The sequence below is a fragment of the Nostoc sp. genome (assembly GCF_036917935.1).
Taxonomy (GTDB): domain Bacteria; phylum Cyanobacteriota; class Cyanobacteriia; order Cyanobacteriales; family Nostocaceae; genus Nostoc.
Window position 1 is genome coordinate 136124 of record NZ_JBALEL010000002.1, and the last position, 18666, is coordinate 154789.

Sequence of the window (18666 nt, forward strand, 5' to 3'; positions counted from 1 at the left end):
GAGTTATGAGCAAGTATTGGGTACTGGGGATCGGGGATTGGGCATTGGTTATTTTCTTTGTACCTAGTCCCCAGTCCCCATTACCCCAGAGGGGGCCCCACCTGACCCAATCCCTAATCCCTAGACTCGCAACGCTACCATTTTTTCCACAGCTTCCACTATTTGCTCTGGCTGGATGATTGTTAGTCGTTCCAGATTGCCGTTATAGGGTGTGGGAATATCTTGGGAAGAAAGTCGCAGTACTGGTGCATCCAATTCATCGAATAAGCGATCGTTTATTGAGGCGATGACTTCTGCTCCAATACCCGCAGTTCGCATGGATTCTTCCACAACAATGACTTTATGGGTTTTACGTATTGATGCACCAATGGTATCAAAATCTAATGGTTTGAGGGATATAAGGTCGATAACTTCTGGATCATATCCTTGTTTTTCAAGAGTTTTTACTGCTTGCAGCACATGATGGCGCATCCGCGAGTAAGTAATAATGGTTACATCTTTCCCCTCACGCACAATTTCTGCTTTATCTAGAGGTAGCAAGTATTCTTCTTCTGGTAAATCTTCTTTCAAGTTGTAAAGCAGAACGTGTTCAAAGAACAACACTGGATTATCATCGCGGATAGCGGATTTCAGCAGTCCTTTAGCGTTTCTTGGTGTAGAACAGGCAACAATCTTCAACCCTGGCACAGCTTGGAAGTAAGTTTCTAGTCGCTGGGAATGTTCTGCGCCTAGCTGCCGTCCCACACCTCCAGGGCCCCGAATTACCATCGGAATTTTAAAGTTACCGCCAGAAGTATAGCGCAGCATCCCGGCGTTGTTGGATATTTGGTTGAAGGCAAGCAGTAAAAAGCCCATATTCATCCCTTCAATGATCGGACGCAACCCAGTCATTGCGGCTCCCACAGCCATGCCAGTAAAGCTATTTTCAGCGATGGGGGTGTCTAGAATGCGGAGTTCGCCATATTTTTGGTAAAGGTCTTTGGTAACTTTATACGAACCGCCGTAGTGTCCGACATCTTCACCGAGAACGAATACGCTGGAATCACGCGCCATTTCTTCATCAATGGCTTCCCGTAAGGCGTTGAAGAATAGTGTTTCTGCCATTTAGACCTTTAGTACGATTATGGTTTTAGAATTTTATCGTGCTGCTGTCGCAAATACGGTTAGCGATCGCACTAGTTAGAGTTTAGGTTGTTTAAACGAACCACCCCTAGCATAGAGCGAGTGATTGCCATAACTATATCAAAGCTATTTAATTTAGATTTTAGATGTTTTATGAGCGATCGCCTGACACTCTGGCAAATATGGCTGATTGGTTTATGTAATAAAATTTAGAATAAATGTATAAAAATATTAAAGCTTACTGCTTAAAAAATACTAACTTAACGTGAGTTCGACGAATTAAAAAACAGCCAAAGGTAGAGCAGGTAATGAAAATTTGGTAATTTATGGAACTGTCACCACTGTACGTATTTGGCAATTTTTAAAATTAGAAGGACAATCTATCCAGATTGACTTAAGTGAATATTATCTTAAAGATTAAAGATGTCAATAAAATTTTAGGAATCTTAGCTAGTGGTATCCGCTGAAAAAATCATAATTAAGTAGCGATCGCATCCCTAAAACACCCACTCCAAAGGTTTTTGACGATATACTGTCCCCAGATGCGTAGGCGTAGCCCAACCCAGGCATCGCAATACCAAGAAACAAAGAATCTCACGCCTAAACACTAAAACACAACTCTGCGTCTAAAGCGCCTCTGCATGAGATTTACCAGTAAATTATTACTACTCAATTACTTGACTACTTTAACCATCGCGCCGCATCTTTAGCATGATAAGTTAAAATCAAATCTGCGCCAGCCCGTTTAAACCCAGTTAAAGTTTCCAAAACCACCCGCTCCTCATCAATCCAACCATTGAGAGCCGCAGCTTTCACCATCGCATATTCACCAGAAACATTGTAAGCCGCAACAGGTAAGTTACTTGCTTCCTTCACCCGCCAAATAATGTCCATGTATGCCAAGGCTGGCTTAACCATGAGCATATCAGCACCTTCAGCGATATCCAATTCAATCTCTTTAAGGGCTTCGCGGGCATTACCTGGGTCCATTTGATAAGTTCTTCTGTCCCCAAATTGCGGTGTCGAGTCTGCTGCATCCCGAAATGGGCCATAATAACCCGAAGCATACTTAGCAGCATAAGACATAATCGGGGTATCTTGGAATCCGGCTTCATCCAAACCCTGACGGATTGCTTGGACAAACCCATCCATCATCCCCGAAGGCGCGATGATATCAGCACCGGCTTTTGCTTGAGAAACCGCTGTTTTCTTCAACAATTCTAGAGTTGGGTCATTTAAAACCCGTCCCGTTAAATCACCAACTTGCAGATAACCACAATGACCGTGGCTTGTGTACTCACACAAACAAGTATCGGCAATTACAATCAAATCTGGTACTGCTGCTTTTACCGCCGTTGCTGCTTTTTGGACAATTCCGCAATCATGCCAAGCGCCAGTGGCATCCACATCTTTATCAGCCGGAATCCCAAATAGAATAATCGAAGGAATTCCTAAGTCATAAACTTCTTTTGCTTCTTCAACAATTTTATCTACCGAAAGTTGGTAGACTCCGGGCATGGATTTCACCTCATTAGCGATTCCCTCACCCGGTACGGCAAATAATGGGTAGATTAAATCGCTTGTTGTCAAAACAGTTTCACGAACCATCCGGCGCAGTTGAGGATGGGTACGCAGACGACGGGGGCGATGTATAGGAAACATAAAATTTTATCAAGAAAAACAACGCAAATGGACACAAAACAAAGCGTCACAAAAGCAGGCTAAAATTTTCCTGCCGTCGGACAGACTACAAACAGTGCTTAACTGTCCTTTGCCCTACTCTTAATCAAGTTGTAGGGCAATTTTGTATTCTACAGCTTGGTTGCACCTATCCGACGGACTGGAAAAAAAACAACATAGTAAGCAATTAAAAATGGTAAGACTGTCTGTTGGCAAAATCTGGCGAATTGAGGGTTGAAATTTTAACGCATAGGCGCTTGGTCTTCCCGCAGGGTAGGGGCGCAGAGGTAAACGCAGAGGCACGCAGAGAATTCGCTACGAATTAATGAAATATTGTATTTAGTAGCAAATAAATCAGGGTAAGCGCATCTCAATTTGAGTTGACAAATATAAAGTAGTATGCTGTCTTTGAAAACTATTTATCTCAGATTGGGGGCAGTCTCATGGCATCAGGATTCAAATCTCCTAATGTACCAACTAAAAGCCTAAAGGCTTTGAGGGTAGCCAATGCGACTGCGCTAACAGAACAGATGCAATCATTTTTTAGCGAAATAAAAGACCCGCGTGTAGCAAGAACCCGTGCCCATTTGTTAACAGATATTTTAATAATAGGAATATTTTCGGCGATCGCTGGAGGTAGGGGATGGGAGGATATGGAAAACTATGGGTTGAGTAAAATTGATTGGTTAGGGGAATTTTTAGCTCTGCCAAATGGCATTCCTTGTCCAGATACTTTTCGACGAGTATTTGAACGAATTAACCCCAAAGTATTTGAGCATTGCTTTCAAAGATGGATACAGTCGATAATTGAAACAATTGGAGCGCAGGTAATTCCTATTGATGGTAAAACCATCAGAGGTTCTTATGACAGAGAACAGGGAAAATCGGCTTTACACCTAGTCAGCGCATGGGCAAGTGAGCATCGCCTTGTGCTGGGGCAAGTTAAGGTGACAGATAAATCCAATGAAATCACGGCGATTCCGGCACTGTTAGGCTTACTAGACTTAGATGGATGCATTATTACTATTGATGCTTTTGCGTTCACAAACAGCCATAGCAGCTCAAATCTATAATGCAAAAGCGGATTATATTTTAGCACTTAAAGCTAATCATTCTACACTTCATGAGCAAATTAAGCATTGGTTTAATCAAGCGATCGCTCTAAATTTTGAGGGCATAACTAAAAGTTATGACGAACGCATAGAAAAAGGGCATCATCGTACAGAAAAAAGACAAGTTTGGGCTGTACCTATTTCTCAGCTACCTCCACTATATAAACAAGCTGATTGGTTAGGTCTAAAAACCGTTGTGATGGTTGTGCGATTCCGACGTTTATGGAACAAAACGACCCATGAGGTTCAGTTTTATTTGACTAGTTTACACAGTGAAGCGCTTATTCTGGGACGGGCTATCCGTCTCCATTGGGGTGTTGAGAATAGTCTGCATTGGAGTTTGGATGTTACCTTCAATGTTCGCGAAGCGGCTCTGAAAGAGCAGATGCTTGTCGTATTCGTACTGGACATGCACCGCAGAATTTTGCTCTACTACGGCGTATTGCCCTTAATGCTTTGAATCGAGAGCAATCTTTGAAACGTAGTAATCGCCAAAAGTCTAATCGAGCCGCAATGGATAACAATTATATGCTTACTATTCTTGCTGCTTGTTTATTCCAACATGATGATGCTTGTGAATCCACTTGTCAATAGTGTTTGAGACGCGCTTACCCTGGCAAATAAATGACAATTACCAATGCCCAATCCTCATAAATTTGTGTTAAAAAACTCGGAAAATATAGGGATAACGGAAGGGTATATCAGGATTGTTGAAAACTCCGATGAGCGCCCAAATTGTTAATCCCCAGTGCAATAGATATCCCAGACCGGCTAGTGGCCCCAATATTAATAGTGGTAGCACTAACCAACCGAATAGAAAAAATAGCGCTCCCAAAATCCCTGCATAAAGCCAGACATTAAAGTGGAAATTTATCGATTCTCTGGCGTTTTCTTTAACAACAGGATCGTCAGACACCAGCAGTATGGCAATAGGTATACCTACAGATACCAATGTCGTGCTTAAAAAAATGGCTCCATGAGACAAAGCAGATAGAAGCTTTCGCTTGTCTGTGTCGTACATTGCTTTCTCCTATTTAGTCAGATTGTTAGTTATATTACGACCCTATCACGAGCATCGTTGTCTTAAGATTAAAAGACTTGCCAGAGTCCAAAAAAATTAAGTTAGCTAACAAACAAATACACTTATGTCTACTGAACTTGAGTCTGAACTTATTGAAGCGGTTGAACTTCGCCGCAACTTTGCGATTATATCTCACCCTGATGCGGGTAAAACTACACTAACAGAAAAGCTACTCTTGTACGGAGGTGCAATTCACGAAGCTGGGGCGGTTAAAGCGCGACGGGCACAGCGTAAGGCTACCTCGGACTGGATGGCGATGGAACAACAACGGGGTATTTCCATTACTTCTACGGTGTTGCAATTTGAATATCGGAATTGTCAAATAAATTTATTAGACACTCCCGGACACCAAGACTTCAGTGAAGATACGTATCGTACCCTCGCCGCCGCCGATAATGCAGTGATGCTAATTGATGCAGCAAAAGGTTTGGAACCTCAAACCCGCAAATTGTTTGAAGTGTGTAAGTTGCGGGGTATCCCAATTTTTACATTTATCAACAAGCTCGATCGCCCAGGCAGAGAACCTCTGGAACTGTTAGATGAAATTGAGCAAGAATTGGGATTGCAAACCTATGCGGTAAACTGGCCAATTGGTATGGGCGATCGCTTTAAAGGTGTTTTTGACCGGCATAAGCAACAAATTCACCTGTTTGAACGCAGCGCCCACGGTAGCCGAGAAGCCCGTGATACCATAGTGGAATTAGGTGATCCGAAAATAGAAGAACAGCTAGAACAAAGTCTGTATCACCAACTGAAAAATGATTTAGAACTCTTAGAAGGAGTTGGGCCAGAGTTAGATTTACAGTTGGTACACGAAGGCAAAATGACGCCTGTGTTCTTTGGTAGCGCCATGACTAACTTTGGTGTAGAGTTATTCCTCAAGTATTTCCTCGACTATGCCCTTAAACCCGGCTCTCATTACAGCAGTCTTGGCGAAGTTGCTCCTACATACCCGGAGTTTTCGGGGTTTGTCTTCAAACTGCAAGCGAACATGGACCCGAAACATCGCGATCGCGTCGCATTTATCCGGGTTTGCACTGGTAAGTTTGAAAAAGATATGATGGTGAATCACGCCCGCATTGGTAAACTCATCCGTCTATCTCGCCCGCAAAAACTCTTTGCTCAAGAGCGAGAATCGATTGATGTGGCTTATCCTGGCGATGTGATCGGTTTGAACAATCCCGGTGTTTTTGCGATCGGGGATACAATTTACACGGGACAAAAGCTCGAATATGAGGGGATTCCGTATTTCTCGCCGGAACTGTTTGCATCTCTGAGGAATCCCAACCCCTCGAAGTCTAAACAATTCCAAAAAGGCGTTGCGGAATTGCGCGAAGAAGGTGCTGTGCAAATTATGTATTCAACTGATGAAGCCAAGCGCGATCCAATTTTGGCGGCGGTGGGTCAGTTGCAATTCGAGGTGGTACAGTTTCGCTTACAAAATGAGTATGGTGTAGAAACCCTACTAGAGGTATTGCCCTACAGTGTCGCCCGTTGGGTTGAGGGTGGTTGGGAAGCATTAGAAAAGGTGGGACGAATATTCAATACCACTACAGTTAAAGACAGTATGGGACGCCCAGTGTTGCTATTCCGTAATGAATGGAATTGTCAACAGTTATTGGGCGACCATCCAGAGTTAAAATTAAGCGCGATCGCTCCAGTATTTTCTAGTCAACAACCAGTGGAGGAATGAAGAAGAATCCAGAATTAGTCCCACAGAAGACGCAACTGAATTCTGACGACTGACACCTTTATTCTTTCTTTATCGTTCACTTGACAAGCAAAACTTGAGCGCGGTTGATTTCCACGGCATCCGAGGTTCGCGCTTTTGCACAAACGTGGATCAATTAGAAGAGATTGGAGTGCCAGAATTTGTATGCCTTCACATGCCAAATCGTCTTTGGAGGCTGGTTTAGTTGCCCTCAAGCAGGGAAATTACCAAACAGCGATCGCTCAACTAGAACCGATTGCTAGCAGCCAAAGCAATGCTACTGCTAGCTTACAAGCCCAGGTTGGTTTAGTGATGGCTTATGCTCGTAGTGGCGAAGTTCCCAAAGCGATCGCTTTTTCCCAGAATCTCATTGAGAGTAACAATCCGCAAGTTCAAGAGTGGGCAACACGCGCTCTCGAACACCTGACAAAACGTAAAAAACCTGATCAAGAATCAAAAAAAGTCGAAACTGGATTTGTTGCCTTTGAGAATTCAACCCCAGATTCAACCCCAGATTCAACCCCAGTTACTCCCCCGGAAACTTCTACATTCGAGGAAAAGCCAAACGAGCAAGTAATAGAAACTAAAAGCGACGACATCCCGCCGATGGTGCCACTAGCTAAACTCAAAGCTACATTAGCGACACCACCACCAACACCGGCTGCGCCCCTAAGCGGCTTCATGGGTTCTGTTACCCGCACCCAAGCCAAATTATTCGGCGTTATTTATTGGCGACAAGCACAACGCGCCAGAGCATGGCAACCCCTACGTAAACCGAAATTAATTCCGCTGCGGCTACTGTCAGCAGGAACATTCATTGCCCTGTTTTGGGTGCTGCGAGAAATCCTGAAGTTAGCAATGGGATTTATCAACCAGACTTTAGTCAAACTACCTTATCTGGAGCCGTTGCAGCTTTTATACCGCGACCCTACTAAATTGTTGCTAATAGTCTTGGTGATTTTGATCGGAGTATCACCTTGGTTGCTGGATCTGCTACTGGCGAAGTTGTATGGTCAGCGAGAATTTCCTAAAGATGTATTGAATACTCATAGCCGCGAAGCCGTCCGGGTGCTGCAACGTTGTTGTCAACAACGCCACTGGCCGTTACCCAAACTGCGGGTTTTACCAACGGCTGCACCAATTATCCTGACCTATGGTAGTTTACCACGTAATGCCAGGATTGTTGTGAGTCAAGGGCTATTAGAGCAGCTGGCAGATGATGAAATCGCCATTATTTATGCCACGCAGCTAGGGCATATTGCTCACTGGGATTTTGCTGTGATGTCTTTGTTGCTGCTGGTGACACTACCAACTCACAAGCTATATCAGCAAGTGTCGGAGTTGGGAGACAAAATATCAGCGAAAATTTGGCGCTGGCCAGTGACAATTCTGGCGAGTCTAATTTATGGAGTTTGGTGTTTGCTAACTGGGACTGCATTGTGGTTGTCGCGGTTGCGGCTTTATTATAGCGATCGCGTCGCCGCTGAAATTACTGGTAATCCCAATGCCCTGATTCGCGCTTTACTCAAAATCGCCATTGGCATTGCCGCTGATATCCAAAAAGAAGAACACACCAGTTGGCAATTGGAAAGCTTAAATCTCCTAACACCAGTCAGCTACCAACAGAGTTTATCTTTGGGCACTATTGCCAGTAATTTATCTTTTGAATCCTTTTTGAAGTGGGATACTGCCAATCCCTATCGCCGATGGTTTACGATCAATAATAGCCATCCTTTAATGGGCGATCGCATCGAACGTCTCTGCCAAATAGCCCGTCACTGGCATCTAGACACCGAACTACATTTTGCTAGCGTTCCATCAAAGGTTAAGCGTCAGTCTTTCTTATTACAAATCGCTCCCTGGTTGGGAATTCCTCTAGGGGTTCTGTTTGCAGCTTTAGTCTGGCTAACGTGGCAACTAGCATTCGCACTCAAGTTTTTAAATCTAAAGTGGATATATGAAGATTGGTCTTTTATTACAGGCTGCCTTCTGATTGGCTTTAGCATCGGTACAGTGATGCGGATTAATTCTTTCTTCCCCGATATTAAACCGGCCACGGTGCAAACTGACGACAGCTTACCCAACCTGTTATCTGACCCTTCTGCCTTACCCATTGACAGCATCAGCGTGCGTCTGGTGGGCAAATTATTAGGTCGTCAAGGCACTAGTAACTCCCTAGCGCAAGATTTAATCTTCCAATCCAGCGCTGGTTTGGTGAAATTACACCACATTTCTTGGCTAGGACAGTCAGTCAATCACCAGGATTTGATCGGCCGGCAAATTATCGTCACAGGTTGGTTCCGGCGAGGAGCAACACCTTGGATCGATATCCAAACCTTGGAAACTCAAAGTGGTAAAACCATTCATAGCCCTCATCCCATTTGGTCTACTTTTTTAGCAGTTGCAGCACAGGCTTGGGGGGCATACGTTTTTCTTACTGGTTAGTCATTAGTCATTAGTCATTAGTCACTAGTCACGAGTCACGAGAAAATAAACAACTGACAAAGGACAAATTGGAATGTAAACAAAAGTTGCAGGTTTTCTTTACGAATGTTACATTTATTTACACAAACAATAGCAGCCGACATAACTCAGCACTATAGCTTAGTTGTGAACTCGGATGTTTTTCTCCCCCTCCATACCTTTTATCTTCTCAACACAGCAGTAAATTAACCAGCCACTGGCTGGTTTTTGTTTCAAAGTATGCTCCCTTGATTAAAAAAATGTGTTTTATGTTACGATGCAGTAATACTAACGTCGGAAATGTATGCGCTAAACTAGCTACGTAGAAAATACCGTGGTAATGTAAGGAATGGTATTTGATTCTGCGAAAAAGGGCATGGAAGAAAGCGTGTACTTTAGCAGGCAATAGGCTATTAAATTTACAATTCTTAGAATTAAGGTGTTATTAGCTCACCATAGTGTGAGCCTTTGGATTAAACAAGCTTGATCCCGACGAAAAACTGTATTGTTGTATAAGTTGACAGTTTCGAGCAATAAAAATTGGTTAGTGGCAGCCTTGGTCAATAGCATCTATTTAAAAGCCAAAGCTAAATGATTGTTTTCTTGCCTTGCCATATTCATTCAACTCTGGAGGTATAGTTCATGTCCGTTCGCCTATATATAGGTAATTTGCCTAAAGATGAAATAGATCGTCAAGATCTGCAAGCCGTTTTTGCAGCAGAAGGTGATGCTGTAACTACTAAATTAATTAAAGACCGCAAAACTGGCAAATGCCGTGGTTTCGGTTTTCTTACCGTCAACAATGACGAGCAAGCTGACGAAATCATTGAAAAGTATAATGGTCAGATGTTCAAAGACACTCCCATTAAGCTAGAGAAGGCATTACCTCGGACAAAGGGTGAAGAGGGTGACGAGCAAGCTCCTAAACCAGTTACTCTTGCTAGTAGTACCCCGACTCCTAGCCCCAACAGAGAAGGTAGCCGTCGTGAGAAAAGCTCTAAGAAGCCTCGTCGTGGCGGCGGCAGTGGCGGCGGAGGTTCTCGTGAAACCAGCACCGCAACCACCGATTCAGACGCTATTCGTCCAGATCCTCGTTGGGCTTCGGAATTAGAAAAGCTGAAGCAGATGCTAGCTGCACAAACTACGAATTAATCCAAAAGGGAGAGAAATTAAAAATTAAAAATCAGAATTTTTTTTGATTTTTAATTTTTAATTATTGATTATTATCTAGCTGCTTAGTTAAAAATTACTTGCAGCTAATTTTGTAAGTGCGTAGGCGCAGCCCAAGCTAGGCATCGCATCGCCACTAGTCACATTAAGACGTGACTTAGAATTAGGAGTTAGAAGCGTAGAAACAGTCCAAGCTCCAGAAAATTTGGATTAGAGTCAAATCAAGCAACACATAAATTTCACACATATAGCAAAGTGCTGAGTGCTGAGTATAGACCCAGTTGCTTCAAGGTTTTGATCAATCAACACTGTGCTAACATATCTGACTACAGCTATATCATATACTTACGGAATAACAGTAAGTATATACTAATACAACAGTAACTTCCATAGAGTTCCTGTTAGAGCTTGTTTATAAAAAAATTAAGTTTTTGCGATTTAGACAGATTAAAAAACCTGACCGATGTGAATGCGATGCCTAGGTTGGGCTGCGCCTACGCAGTAATTGTCTGGATTTGATAAATTATAGTCAGTAATGGCAAGCTTGATAATGCCAAGTGAACTGGAAGCGTGTAGGCGTAGCCCAACCTAGGCATCGCTCCAAAGATAATTTACACTCAAGGTAAGACCGATCATTTGCAGCTTCTGTTATGTCTTCAACTCTAGATTCTTTGCCACCTGCGCTTGCTAAAATTGTCCAGCGCTTTCAACGCGCTTCCGAACCGAAACGGCGCTACGAACAGCTAATCTGGTATGCTCAGAAGCTAAATGAGTTCCCAGAAGCTGATAAATTACCCGAAAATAAAGTTCCTGGTTGCGTGTCTCAAGTTTTTATCACAGCAGCCTTGGATGACGGTAAGGTTGTGTTTCAAGGTGATTCCGATTCCCAGTTAACCAAAGGATTAGTAGGGCTTCTGGTTGAAGGATTACATGAACTAACGCCAACTGAGATTGTCCAACTTACCCCAGATTTTATTCAAGAAACAGGCTTAAACGTTAGTCTGACACCTTCCCGTGCTAATGGTTTTTACAACATTTTTAAAACCATGCAAAAAAAAGCATTGGAATGCAAGTTAGATTTGCCTAACTAAACTTGGTCATTTGTCATTTGTCATTTGCAAAGGACAAAGGATAACTGACAAATAGCGTACAACTACCAAAATTTAGTCTCATGTCAACCAATCTATTATCTATCTCTGCTGCTATTGGCTTTGGTGGAGTGGTTCAAGAATATCTCTGGAACTGCGAAAATCAGCAATTGCGCGTTGTTTATGAAACCCTCGGTAAAGGTTCACCGCTATTGCTACTACCAGCTTTTAGCACTGTTTCGACGCGCTTGGAAATGGGCGAACTTGCCAGGTTACTAGCTCCCAATTTTCAAGTTGTAGCCATAGACTGGCCTGGATTTGGAGAATCTTCTCGCCCTAGTTTGAATTATCGACCGGAAATATATCAGCAATTTCTGGAAGATTTTGTTAAAGATATTTTTAATATTCCCATTACTGCGATCGCGGCTGGCCATGCTGCTAGTTACGTTTTACAATTAGCTGTGAAACAACCTGCTGCTTTCTCAAAGATTATATTGTTAGCTCCTACTTGGCGTGGGCCTTTGCCGACAATGGGAGCAAGTCATCATATAGCTGGCTTTGTGAGAGAATTGGTGCGATCGCCTATACTTGGTCAAGCTCTCTACAAGCTCAACACTACCCAATCTTTCTTAAGTTTTATGTATCGTCGTCATGTCTTTACTGACGCGGCTAAAATTACACCCAGTTTCATCGAGAAGAAATGGCATACGACTCAACAACCAGGAGCGAGATTTGCATCTGCTGCCTTTGTAACTGGTAATCTTGATGCTGTACATGAACAAGCTGATTTTCTGGAACTTGTGCAGTCTTTAACCGTACCGCTCATGGTAGTAATTGGGGAATCCAGCCCCCCCAAATCACGAGAAGAAATGAATGCTTTGGTAGCCTTACCAGGAGTGAGAAACGTTGTTATCCCTGGTTCTTTGGGACTGCATGAAGAATACCCAGCAGTTGTTTTAGAAGCAGTTCAAGACTTTTTGTTCTCTTCAGAAAATTAAATCCTCACTTTTCCATCAAAGTATAATTTTCTTGTTTGCGATAATTATTATTGCATAGCGCTTCTCGTTTGTATGCAATATACTTTGACCTCTCTCCTATAGCGGTTCTCGGCCCAAGTGATGTACAAGAACCCCACCCCCAACCCCCTCCCCGCTCTTCGAGAGAGGGCTATGATGCAGCTCATGTGATTAGGAAACGCTATAAAAGGAGAGAGGCTTTGAATCTTACCCGGTATGAGTGATATTTAATTCTTCTCCATATCCTTGAGATTGTGGTCAGGACGCTACTAAAGCTAAGGGTGATGTAATCTCTGAAGGTAAATGGTGTGAAATTAGAGATCGCTACATTGCACTACTATATCTGCCTCTATTTCCGTTTGAGTACGGATCTCGGTTTAATCTCTTTTGGGTTAAAAAGTGAGCAGTAATCAAAATTTTAGAAATGAGTAACAATCAAAAATTAAAATATTTATCTCTAGCATATTGTGCGTATTTTGCACTGACAATATATTGGCTTTTTCACTATACTGGCCCAGTGAAATTTTTGGGAGAAATCCAGATGAGTCTGTTTGGTAAGCAGTTACAAGCTGTAAGTTTAATGATCGTTAATCTTCCAGTTATATCGTTAGTGACTTATTTACGCAATCGAGTTCAAAGCCAAAATCCAGATCCAGAATTTTCTGCTAAGTGGAATGTAATTGATGATTTGACAAAGAACCGACTTCTAAAAGATGCCCTCAAGCCGACAATTATTTTAATTATCGGGTTTGTTGTACTAAATATTACATTAGCGCAATCATTTAGCAAAGATATCGGTACACTTAACATCGCTCAACTAAGTTCCGGCAAAATTGCTGAACACAGTTTTTATGCCAATATTTCAGGCTATCCAGATCCCAATGCTTTAGTAACACAAAAGGGCGGTAGAATGCCCAGAGTCTATATTGCATTGAAAGAGAACTTTCAATCGAACACGCCGGTTCATCTAATTATTTCATTAGACAAGAGTGATATTGAAGAGTATGTTCACAAAGATCCAAAAAGTGAAACAGTCACGGTGAGTGGATTTGTGACTGAGGGTGGAGAAGGAGAAGTGAGAACGTGGTTAGAGAAGCAAGGAGTTGCCATTGCCGACAATTACTGGACTATCGTCCCTAGAGTTAATTTGAGTAACCGCAGTAGTACGAAATATTTTTCGGTATTTATAGCTATTGGCTTTATCAGTTTTGCCGCTTTTATCTTTTATAGAAATTGCAAAGAACAAACAGCATAGCTGAATCTGGCATTGTCAAGGTACTACCTGCGACTTTTGAGAAGTCTGTATAAGTTTCTGCGGTTACTCTAAGAGTTCTCCAAAGGAGTAGTTTTGCTTGTATGGAATATTCCTGTTAGGCTAACCAATTTGTGAATATTTATGACTTATTACAGATGCAGAAAAATAAAATGTTTCTAGATTAAATTATGTGATAATTTTGCTGAAAGCCAAAATCAGAGCAAGTTCAATACGGTTCAGTTAAGGATAATCGTAGGTTAAGGTTTTTATGGCTAACTGAACTGTATTGAGAGCAAGTTCGCACAAAAATATAAAAAGTCTTATCATGGGTGATAATGATTATCCATATAACAAGAGGCATTTAGAGTATGGTGGCTGACGTAATCAACAATTCAGTTCCCGTTACTGTTCTTACAGGCTATTTGGGAGCAGGTAAAACGACTCTACTTAATCACATCCTCACCTACGAACACGGCAAAAAAGTTGCTGTGATTGTCAATGAATTTGGGGAAGTGGGTATTGATAATCAATTGATTATCGATGCAGATGAAGAAATATTTGAAATGAATAATGGCTGTATCTGTTGTACAGTGCGCGGCGATTTAATTCGGATTATTGGCAATTTGATGAAGCGGCGCGATAAATTTGACCATTTAGTAATTGAAACGACTGGATTAGCCGATCCTGCACCAGTGATTCAGACATTTTTTGTGGATGAAGATTTGCAAAGCCAACTGTCTTTAGATGCGGTGGTGACAGTCGTAGATGCCAAGCATATTTGGCAGCACTGGGATGCAGACGAAGCCCAAGAACAGATTGCCTTTGCGGATGTAATTTTACTTAATAAAACAGATTTGGTAGCGCCAGAAGAGTTGGATGAATTAGAAAAACGGATTCGGGCGATGAATGCGATCGCAAAAATCTACCGTACCCAAAATTCTGAACTAGGAATGGATGCTTTATTAGGTGTAAAAGCCTTTGATTTAGACCGTGCATTAGAAATTGATCCAGATTTCTTAGGCGAAGATGCCCACGTACACGATGAAACTGTCTTTTCTGTGGCTTTAGTAGAAGCAGGTGCAGTCGATGGAGAAAAATTAAACGCTTGGATTTCCGAATTACTGCGTACCCAAGGGCCAGATATTTTTCGGATGAAAGGTATTTTAAATATTGCTGGAGAAGAAAATCGATTTGTATTCCAAGGAGTACACATGATATTTGATGGCAAACCCGATCGCCCCTGGAAACCCAGCGAAACCCCCAAAAACGAATTAGTCTTCATCGGTCGCAACCTTGATGCAGCCCAACTCAAGCAAGATTTTCTCGCTTGTCTAGCATAATTTAGGGAGTGGGGAGTAGGGAGTAGGGAATTTACTAATCCCTATTTCCCATGCCCCAATCCCCATTACCCAATAAATATGAACACCACAACCAGCAAATCTAAGGAATTTGAACAACACTATTCGGGGACACTTTCAGATTATGTAACTGCGATCGCTTGGTCGCCACAAGGTAAAACTTTAGCAGCAACTTCCGCCGCCGGTGAAGTCGTTCTGTGGAATGATGGCGAACTCACAACCTTACAAACTAGTAACGGTAAATCAGTAGACTGTCTCGCCTTTTCCCCAGATGGAAAATTTTTAGCAGTTGGCGGACAAGATGGACAGGTGAAAATTTGGCAAAATACTGAATTAATCGCCACGTTGTCAAATGCCCCCGCATGGGTTGACAAGCTAGCTTGGAATTACACTAGCAACCAACTGGCTTTTAGTTTAGGGCGTTACGTCCAAGTCTGGGATGCAGATACTCATGAAATTGTCGTAACGCTGAATTTCGACAACTCTTCAGTATTGGGTATAGATTGGCGCATTGACGGACAATACTTAGCCATTAGTGGTTACAAGGGAGTGAAGATTTGGCATAGTCAAAACTGGGATGAAGAACCATACAGCTTAGATATGACTACTGTCAGTTTAGCGATGGCTTGGTCGCCCGATGGCAAATTCCTGGCTTCTGGCAACATGGATCGTAGTGTCACCGTTTTAGAATGGAACAACCCCGATCCTTGGGTAATGCGTGGCTTCCCTGGTAAAATTCGCCAATTGGCATGGTCAGAAGCTACCACGAAAGTGGGTGCGCCAATCTTGGCATCTTCTAGCGTTGAAGGTATTGTAGTCTGGGAAAAGCTAGAGGATGATTCTTTAGGTTGGGAAGCACGAGTTTTAACAAATCATGTGGGTGTGATCAATGCGATCGCCTTTGCACCTAAAAGCTTCCTTCTCGCTTCTGCTGCTGCTGACGGCTGGTTATGTTTGTGGAACAAAGCTAAGGAAGTATCCCAAATTATCACAGGTGTCTCAGCAGGATTTTCCACCCTAGCTTGGCATCCCCAAGGCAAGTTACTGGCCGCAGGCGGTGAACAGGGCGAATTACTTGTATGGTCAAAGGTTTTGCGGGGTCAAGGATTCGGGCGTAATTAAGCAATACTCACTAATTAAAGTTGAACCTCGGCAATTTATTGGCTATGCTGTATCAGCAAAGGTATCTTTGTAAATTATGAACATTGTCAAACTGATTTTACTTGCCTGTCCTGCATTTCTGGTATCCATGCTCCTGGTGGTCAATCCAGCAAACGCATCCAGCCTGAAATCTGCATACGCTACCCAAATTATGACGGTAGTATCTACACAACAAATTCCCGATCTGGCAACACCAAACTTGATTCAAACATCTCATCCGATTATTGATCAACTTGGTTGCAATTGTGCCAACTGTGTTCAGTCTAAATTTCAGTCGCTACAAGGCAAGCTGCCATCAGTCGGTTTTTAATAAAGTTAGGAGTTATGAATATTGTCGGGGCACAGCAATGCTGTGCCCTTATTAATTTTATAAGCTTTTTGTCAGTCCCTAAGTGGCGATCGCACTGTTTAGGGCATAATTATTTATGGTATTCGTTAAAGATAGCGCCTAAAAAACGAGGTAAGAAAGCTGTTAGGTGAATTCCTAGATACTGAAAAAGCTGCGGTAAGCCAGTGAAGTTAGTGCGATCGCCATCTGCATCCAAGCTGTTAAGCTCTTGTTAAAAGAGCTAGTCTCTTAATTAGAAAACTTGCTAGAGTGAACAGAGTTAGCCTTAATGTCTAATCGCCAAAACCTATACATCTCATGGATTTCGCTAATATTGCATCCCAGCTAAACGCTGGAACGATTTTGCCAGAGGGGATTGTTATTCTCACCCTCTTGGGGGTTTTGATTGTTGATTTGATTTTGGGGCGTACATCCGCACGCTGGATTGGATATCTAGCGATCGCAGGTTTATTTGCTTCGATTATCGCCCTATATTTTCAATGGGACTCTCCTAATCCCATCGGTTTTACCGGTAGCTTTAATGGTGATGACCTGAGTATCGTCTTTCGCGGGATTATTGCCTTGTCTGCGATCGCGACTATACTGATGTCCATTCGCTACGTTGAGCAGAGCGGCACCGCTTTAGCTGAATTCATCGCTATTTTGCTGAGTGCTACTTTAGGAGGGATGTTTTTATCCGGGGCTAGTGAGTTGGTGATGATTTTCATCTCCCTAGAAACCCTGAGTATCTCCTCTTACTTGTTGACAGGTTATACCAAGCGTGACCCCCGCTCCAACGAAGCGGCGCTGAAATACTTGTTAATTGGAGCTTCCAGTACAGCAATATTTTTGTACGGCGTATCACTGCTGTATGGACTATCTGGAGGACAAACGGAACTAAGTGCGATCGCTAATGGCATTGCCACAGCTAAAGTCGGTCAATCTTTAGGTTTAGTGATTGCTCTGGTTTTTGCGATCGCAGGTATTGGCTTCAAAATCTCTGCTGCACCCTTCCACCAGTGGACACCAGACGTTTACGAAGGCGCTCCCACCCCAGTCATCGCCTTTTTATCTGTCGGTTCCAAAGCAGCTGGGTTTGCCCTAGCCATTCGCTTGCTGACAACAGCCTTCCCCCTTGTTGCTGACGAGTGGAGGTTTGTCTTCACTGCTCTGGCCGTTCTCAGCATGATCTTGGGTAACGTAGTCGCCTTAGCCCAAACCAGCATGAAACGGATGCTAGCTTATTCATCCATTGCCCAAGCTGGGTTTGTGATGATTGGTTTGATTGCTAGTACACAGGCAGGGTATGCCAGTATGATATTTTACCTGCTGGTTTACCTATTCATGAACCTGTGCGGCTTTACCTGCATCATTCTGTTCTCACTACGCACGGGAACCGACCAGATTGCCGAATACTCTGGCTTATATCAAAAAGACCCACTCCTAACACTGGGATTGAGCATCTCGCTGCTTTCCTTGGGTGGTATTCCACCATTGGCTGGGTTTTTCGGCAAGATTTACTTATTCTGGGCTGGTTGGCAAGCAGGACTTTATTGGTTAGTCTTGTTGGGCTTAGTTACCAGCGTCATCTCCATCTACTACTACATTCGCGTAGTTAAGATGATGGTAGTCAAAGAACCCCATGAAATGTCCGACGCCGTGAAGAATTATCCACAAGTGCGTTGGGATTTGCCTGGGCTAAGACCTTTGCAGGTCGGGTTGGTGGTAACATTAATTGCCACTACCGTAGCAGGGATTTTGTCAAATCCACTGTTTACATTGGCTAACAATTCCATCTCCCATACCCCAATTTTGCAAGCAACAATCAACAGTAGTGTAAAAGCACAAAATCTACTGCTTTTGCCAAAGTTAGATTCGGTTAGTCAGTCTCACCCCTCAGTCGATTCTACTGCTGAGATTTTATAATCCCACTCTCAACCAAACTTTGTACTCAAAGACACGCCTGTCTGCTTATTAGCAAACAGGCGTTTGTCATATCTTTTAACTTCAAATAAAATTGACAACTTATATTAAGTCCGGTTAAATATAGCGCTTCTCAATTGAGTGCAATAGAGACCTAACCCCCAACTCCTTCCTTACTAACGTTGGGGAGTAAGATTC

General features: G+C 42.8%; 13 protein-coding genes and 1 pseudogene. 11 read left to right on the forward strand and 3 right to left on the reverse strand.

The window, feature by feature from the left end; genetic code table 11:
- Positions 1–120 precede the first annotated feature (120 nt).
- Together V7K62_RS00910 and hemB are read right to left on the reverse strand one after the other, a co-directional pair.
- Positions 121–1104 (reverse strand): alpha-ketoacid dehydrogenase subunit beta, encoded by a 984-nt coding sequence (locus tag V7K62_RS00910; protein WP_099100369.1) that lies wholly within the window; start codon positions 1102–1104, stop codon positions 121–123.
- Positions 1105–1803: 699 nt separating this feature from the next.
- On the reverse strand, positions 1804–2784 hold the full coding sequence (hemB, locus tag V7K62_RS00915) for a porphobilinogen synthase (RefSeq protein ID WP_334860779.1): 981 nt from the start codon (positions 2782–2784) through the stop codon (positions 1804–1806).
- 461 nt (positions 2785–3245) lie between these two features.
- Here hemB and V7K62_RS00920 point away from each other — a divergent pair.
- Positions 3246–4508 (forward strand): annotated as a pseudogene (locus tag V7K62_RS00920) (ISAs1 family transposase).
- 67 nt (positions 4509–4575) lie between these two features.
- On the opposite strand, the gene V7K62_RS00925 reads toward V7K62_RS00920, so the two are convergent.
- Positions 4576–4935, reverse strand: coding sequence for a DUF4870 domain-containing protein (locus tag V7K62_RS00925; RefSeq protein ID WP_334860781.1), 360 nt, complete (start codon positions 4933–4935; stop codon positions 4576–4578).
- A gap of 124 nt (positions 4936–5059) precedes the next feature.
- Between V7K62_RS00925 and prfC the strand changes: the two genes are divergently transcribed.
- From prfC to V7K62_RS00975, 10 genes are all read left to right on the forward strand, one after another.
- Positions 5060–6688: a peptide chain release factor 3 gene (prfC, locus tag V7K62_RS00930; RefSeq protein ID WP_334860783.1), complete on the forward strand. Its 1629-nt coding sequence runs from the start codon at positions 5060–5062 to the stop codon at positions 6686–6688.
- Positions 6689–6871: 183 nt separating this feature from the next.
- Positions 6872–9151 carry a M48 family metalloprotease gene (locus tag V7K62_RS00935; RefSeq protein WP_334860785.1) on the forward strand — a complete coding sequence of 760 codons (2280 nt, stop codon included), beginning with the start codon at positions 6872–6874 and terminating at the stop codon, positions 9149–9151.
- Between the two features lie 660 nt (positions 9152–9811).
- On the forward strand, positions 9812–10321 hold the full coding sequence (locus V7K62_RS00940) for an RNA recognition motif domain-containing protein (RefSeq protein ID WP_334860787.1): 510 nt from the start codon (positions 9812–9814) through the stop codon (positions 10319–10321).
- Between the two features lie 668 nt (positions 10322–10989).
- Positions 10990–11430, forward strand: coding sequence for a SufE family protein (locus V7K62_RS00945; protein ID WP_334860789.1), 441 nt, complete (start codon positions 10990–10992; stop codon positions 11428–11430).
- 80 nt (positions 11431–11510) lie between these two features.
- Positions 11511–12425 (forward strand): alpha/beta fold hydrolase, encoded by a 915-nt coding sequence (locus V7K62_RS00950; protein ID WP_334860791.1) that lies wholly within the window; start codon positions 11511–11513, stop codon positions 12423–12425.
- Between the two features lie 559 nt (positions 12426–12984).
- A complete protein-coding gene (locus tag V7K62_RS00955) occupies positions 12985–13698 on the forward strand; it encodes a hypothetical protein (protein ID WP_334860793.1) in 714 nt (237 codons plus the stop codon).
- A gap of 368 nt (positions 13699–14066) precedes the next feature.
- Complete coding sequence (locus V7K62_RS00960; RefSeq protein WP_334860795.1) at positions 14067–15038, forward strand: CobW family GTP-binding protein; 972 nt, start codon at positions 14067–14069, stop codon at positions 15036–15038.
- Between the two features lie 78 nt (positions 15039–15116).
- Positions 15117–16178, forward strand: coding sequence for a WD40 repeat domain-containing protein (locus tag V7K62_RS00965; protein ID WP_334860797.1), 1062 nt, complete (start codon positions 15117–15119; stop codon positions 16176–16178).
- Positions 16179–16254: 76 nt separating this feature from the next.
- Complete coding sequence (locus V7K62_RS00970; RefSeq protein WP_334860799.1) at positions 16255–16527, forward strand: hypothetical protein; 273 nt, start codon at positions 16255–16257, stop codon at positions 16525–16527.
- 336 nt (positions 16528–16863) lie between these two features.
- Entirely contained in the window at positions 16864–18471 is a 1608-nt protein-coding gene (locus tag V7K62_RS00975) for an NAD(P)H-quinone oxidoreductase subunit N (protein ID WP_334860801.1), read from the forward strand.
- Positions 18472–18666 lie beyond the last annotated feature (195 nt).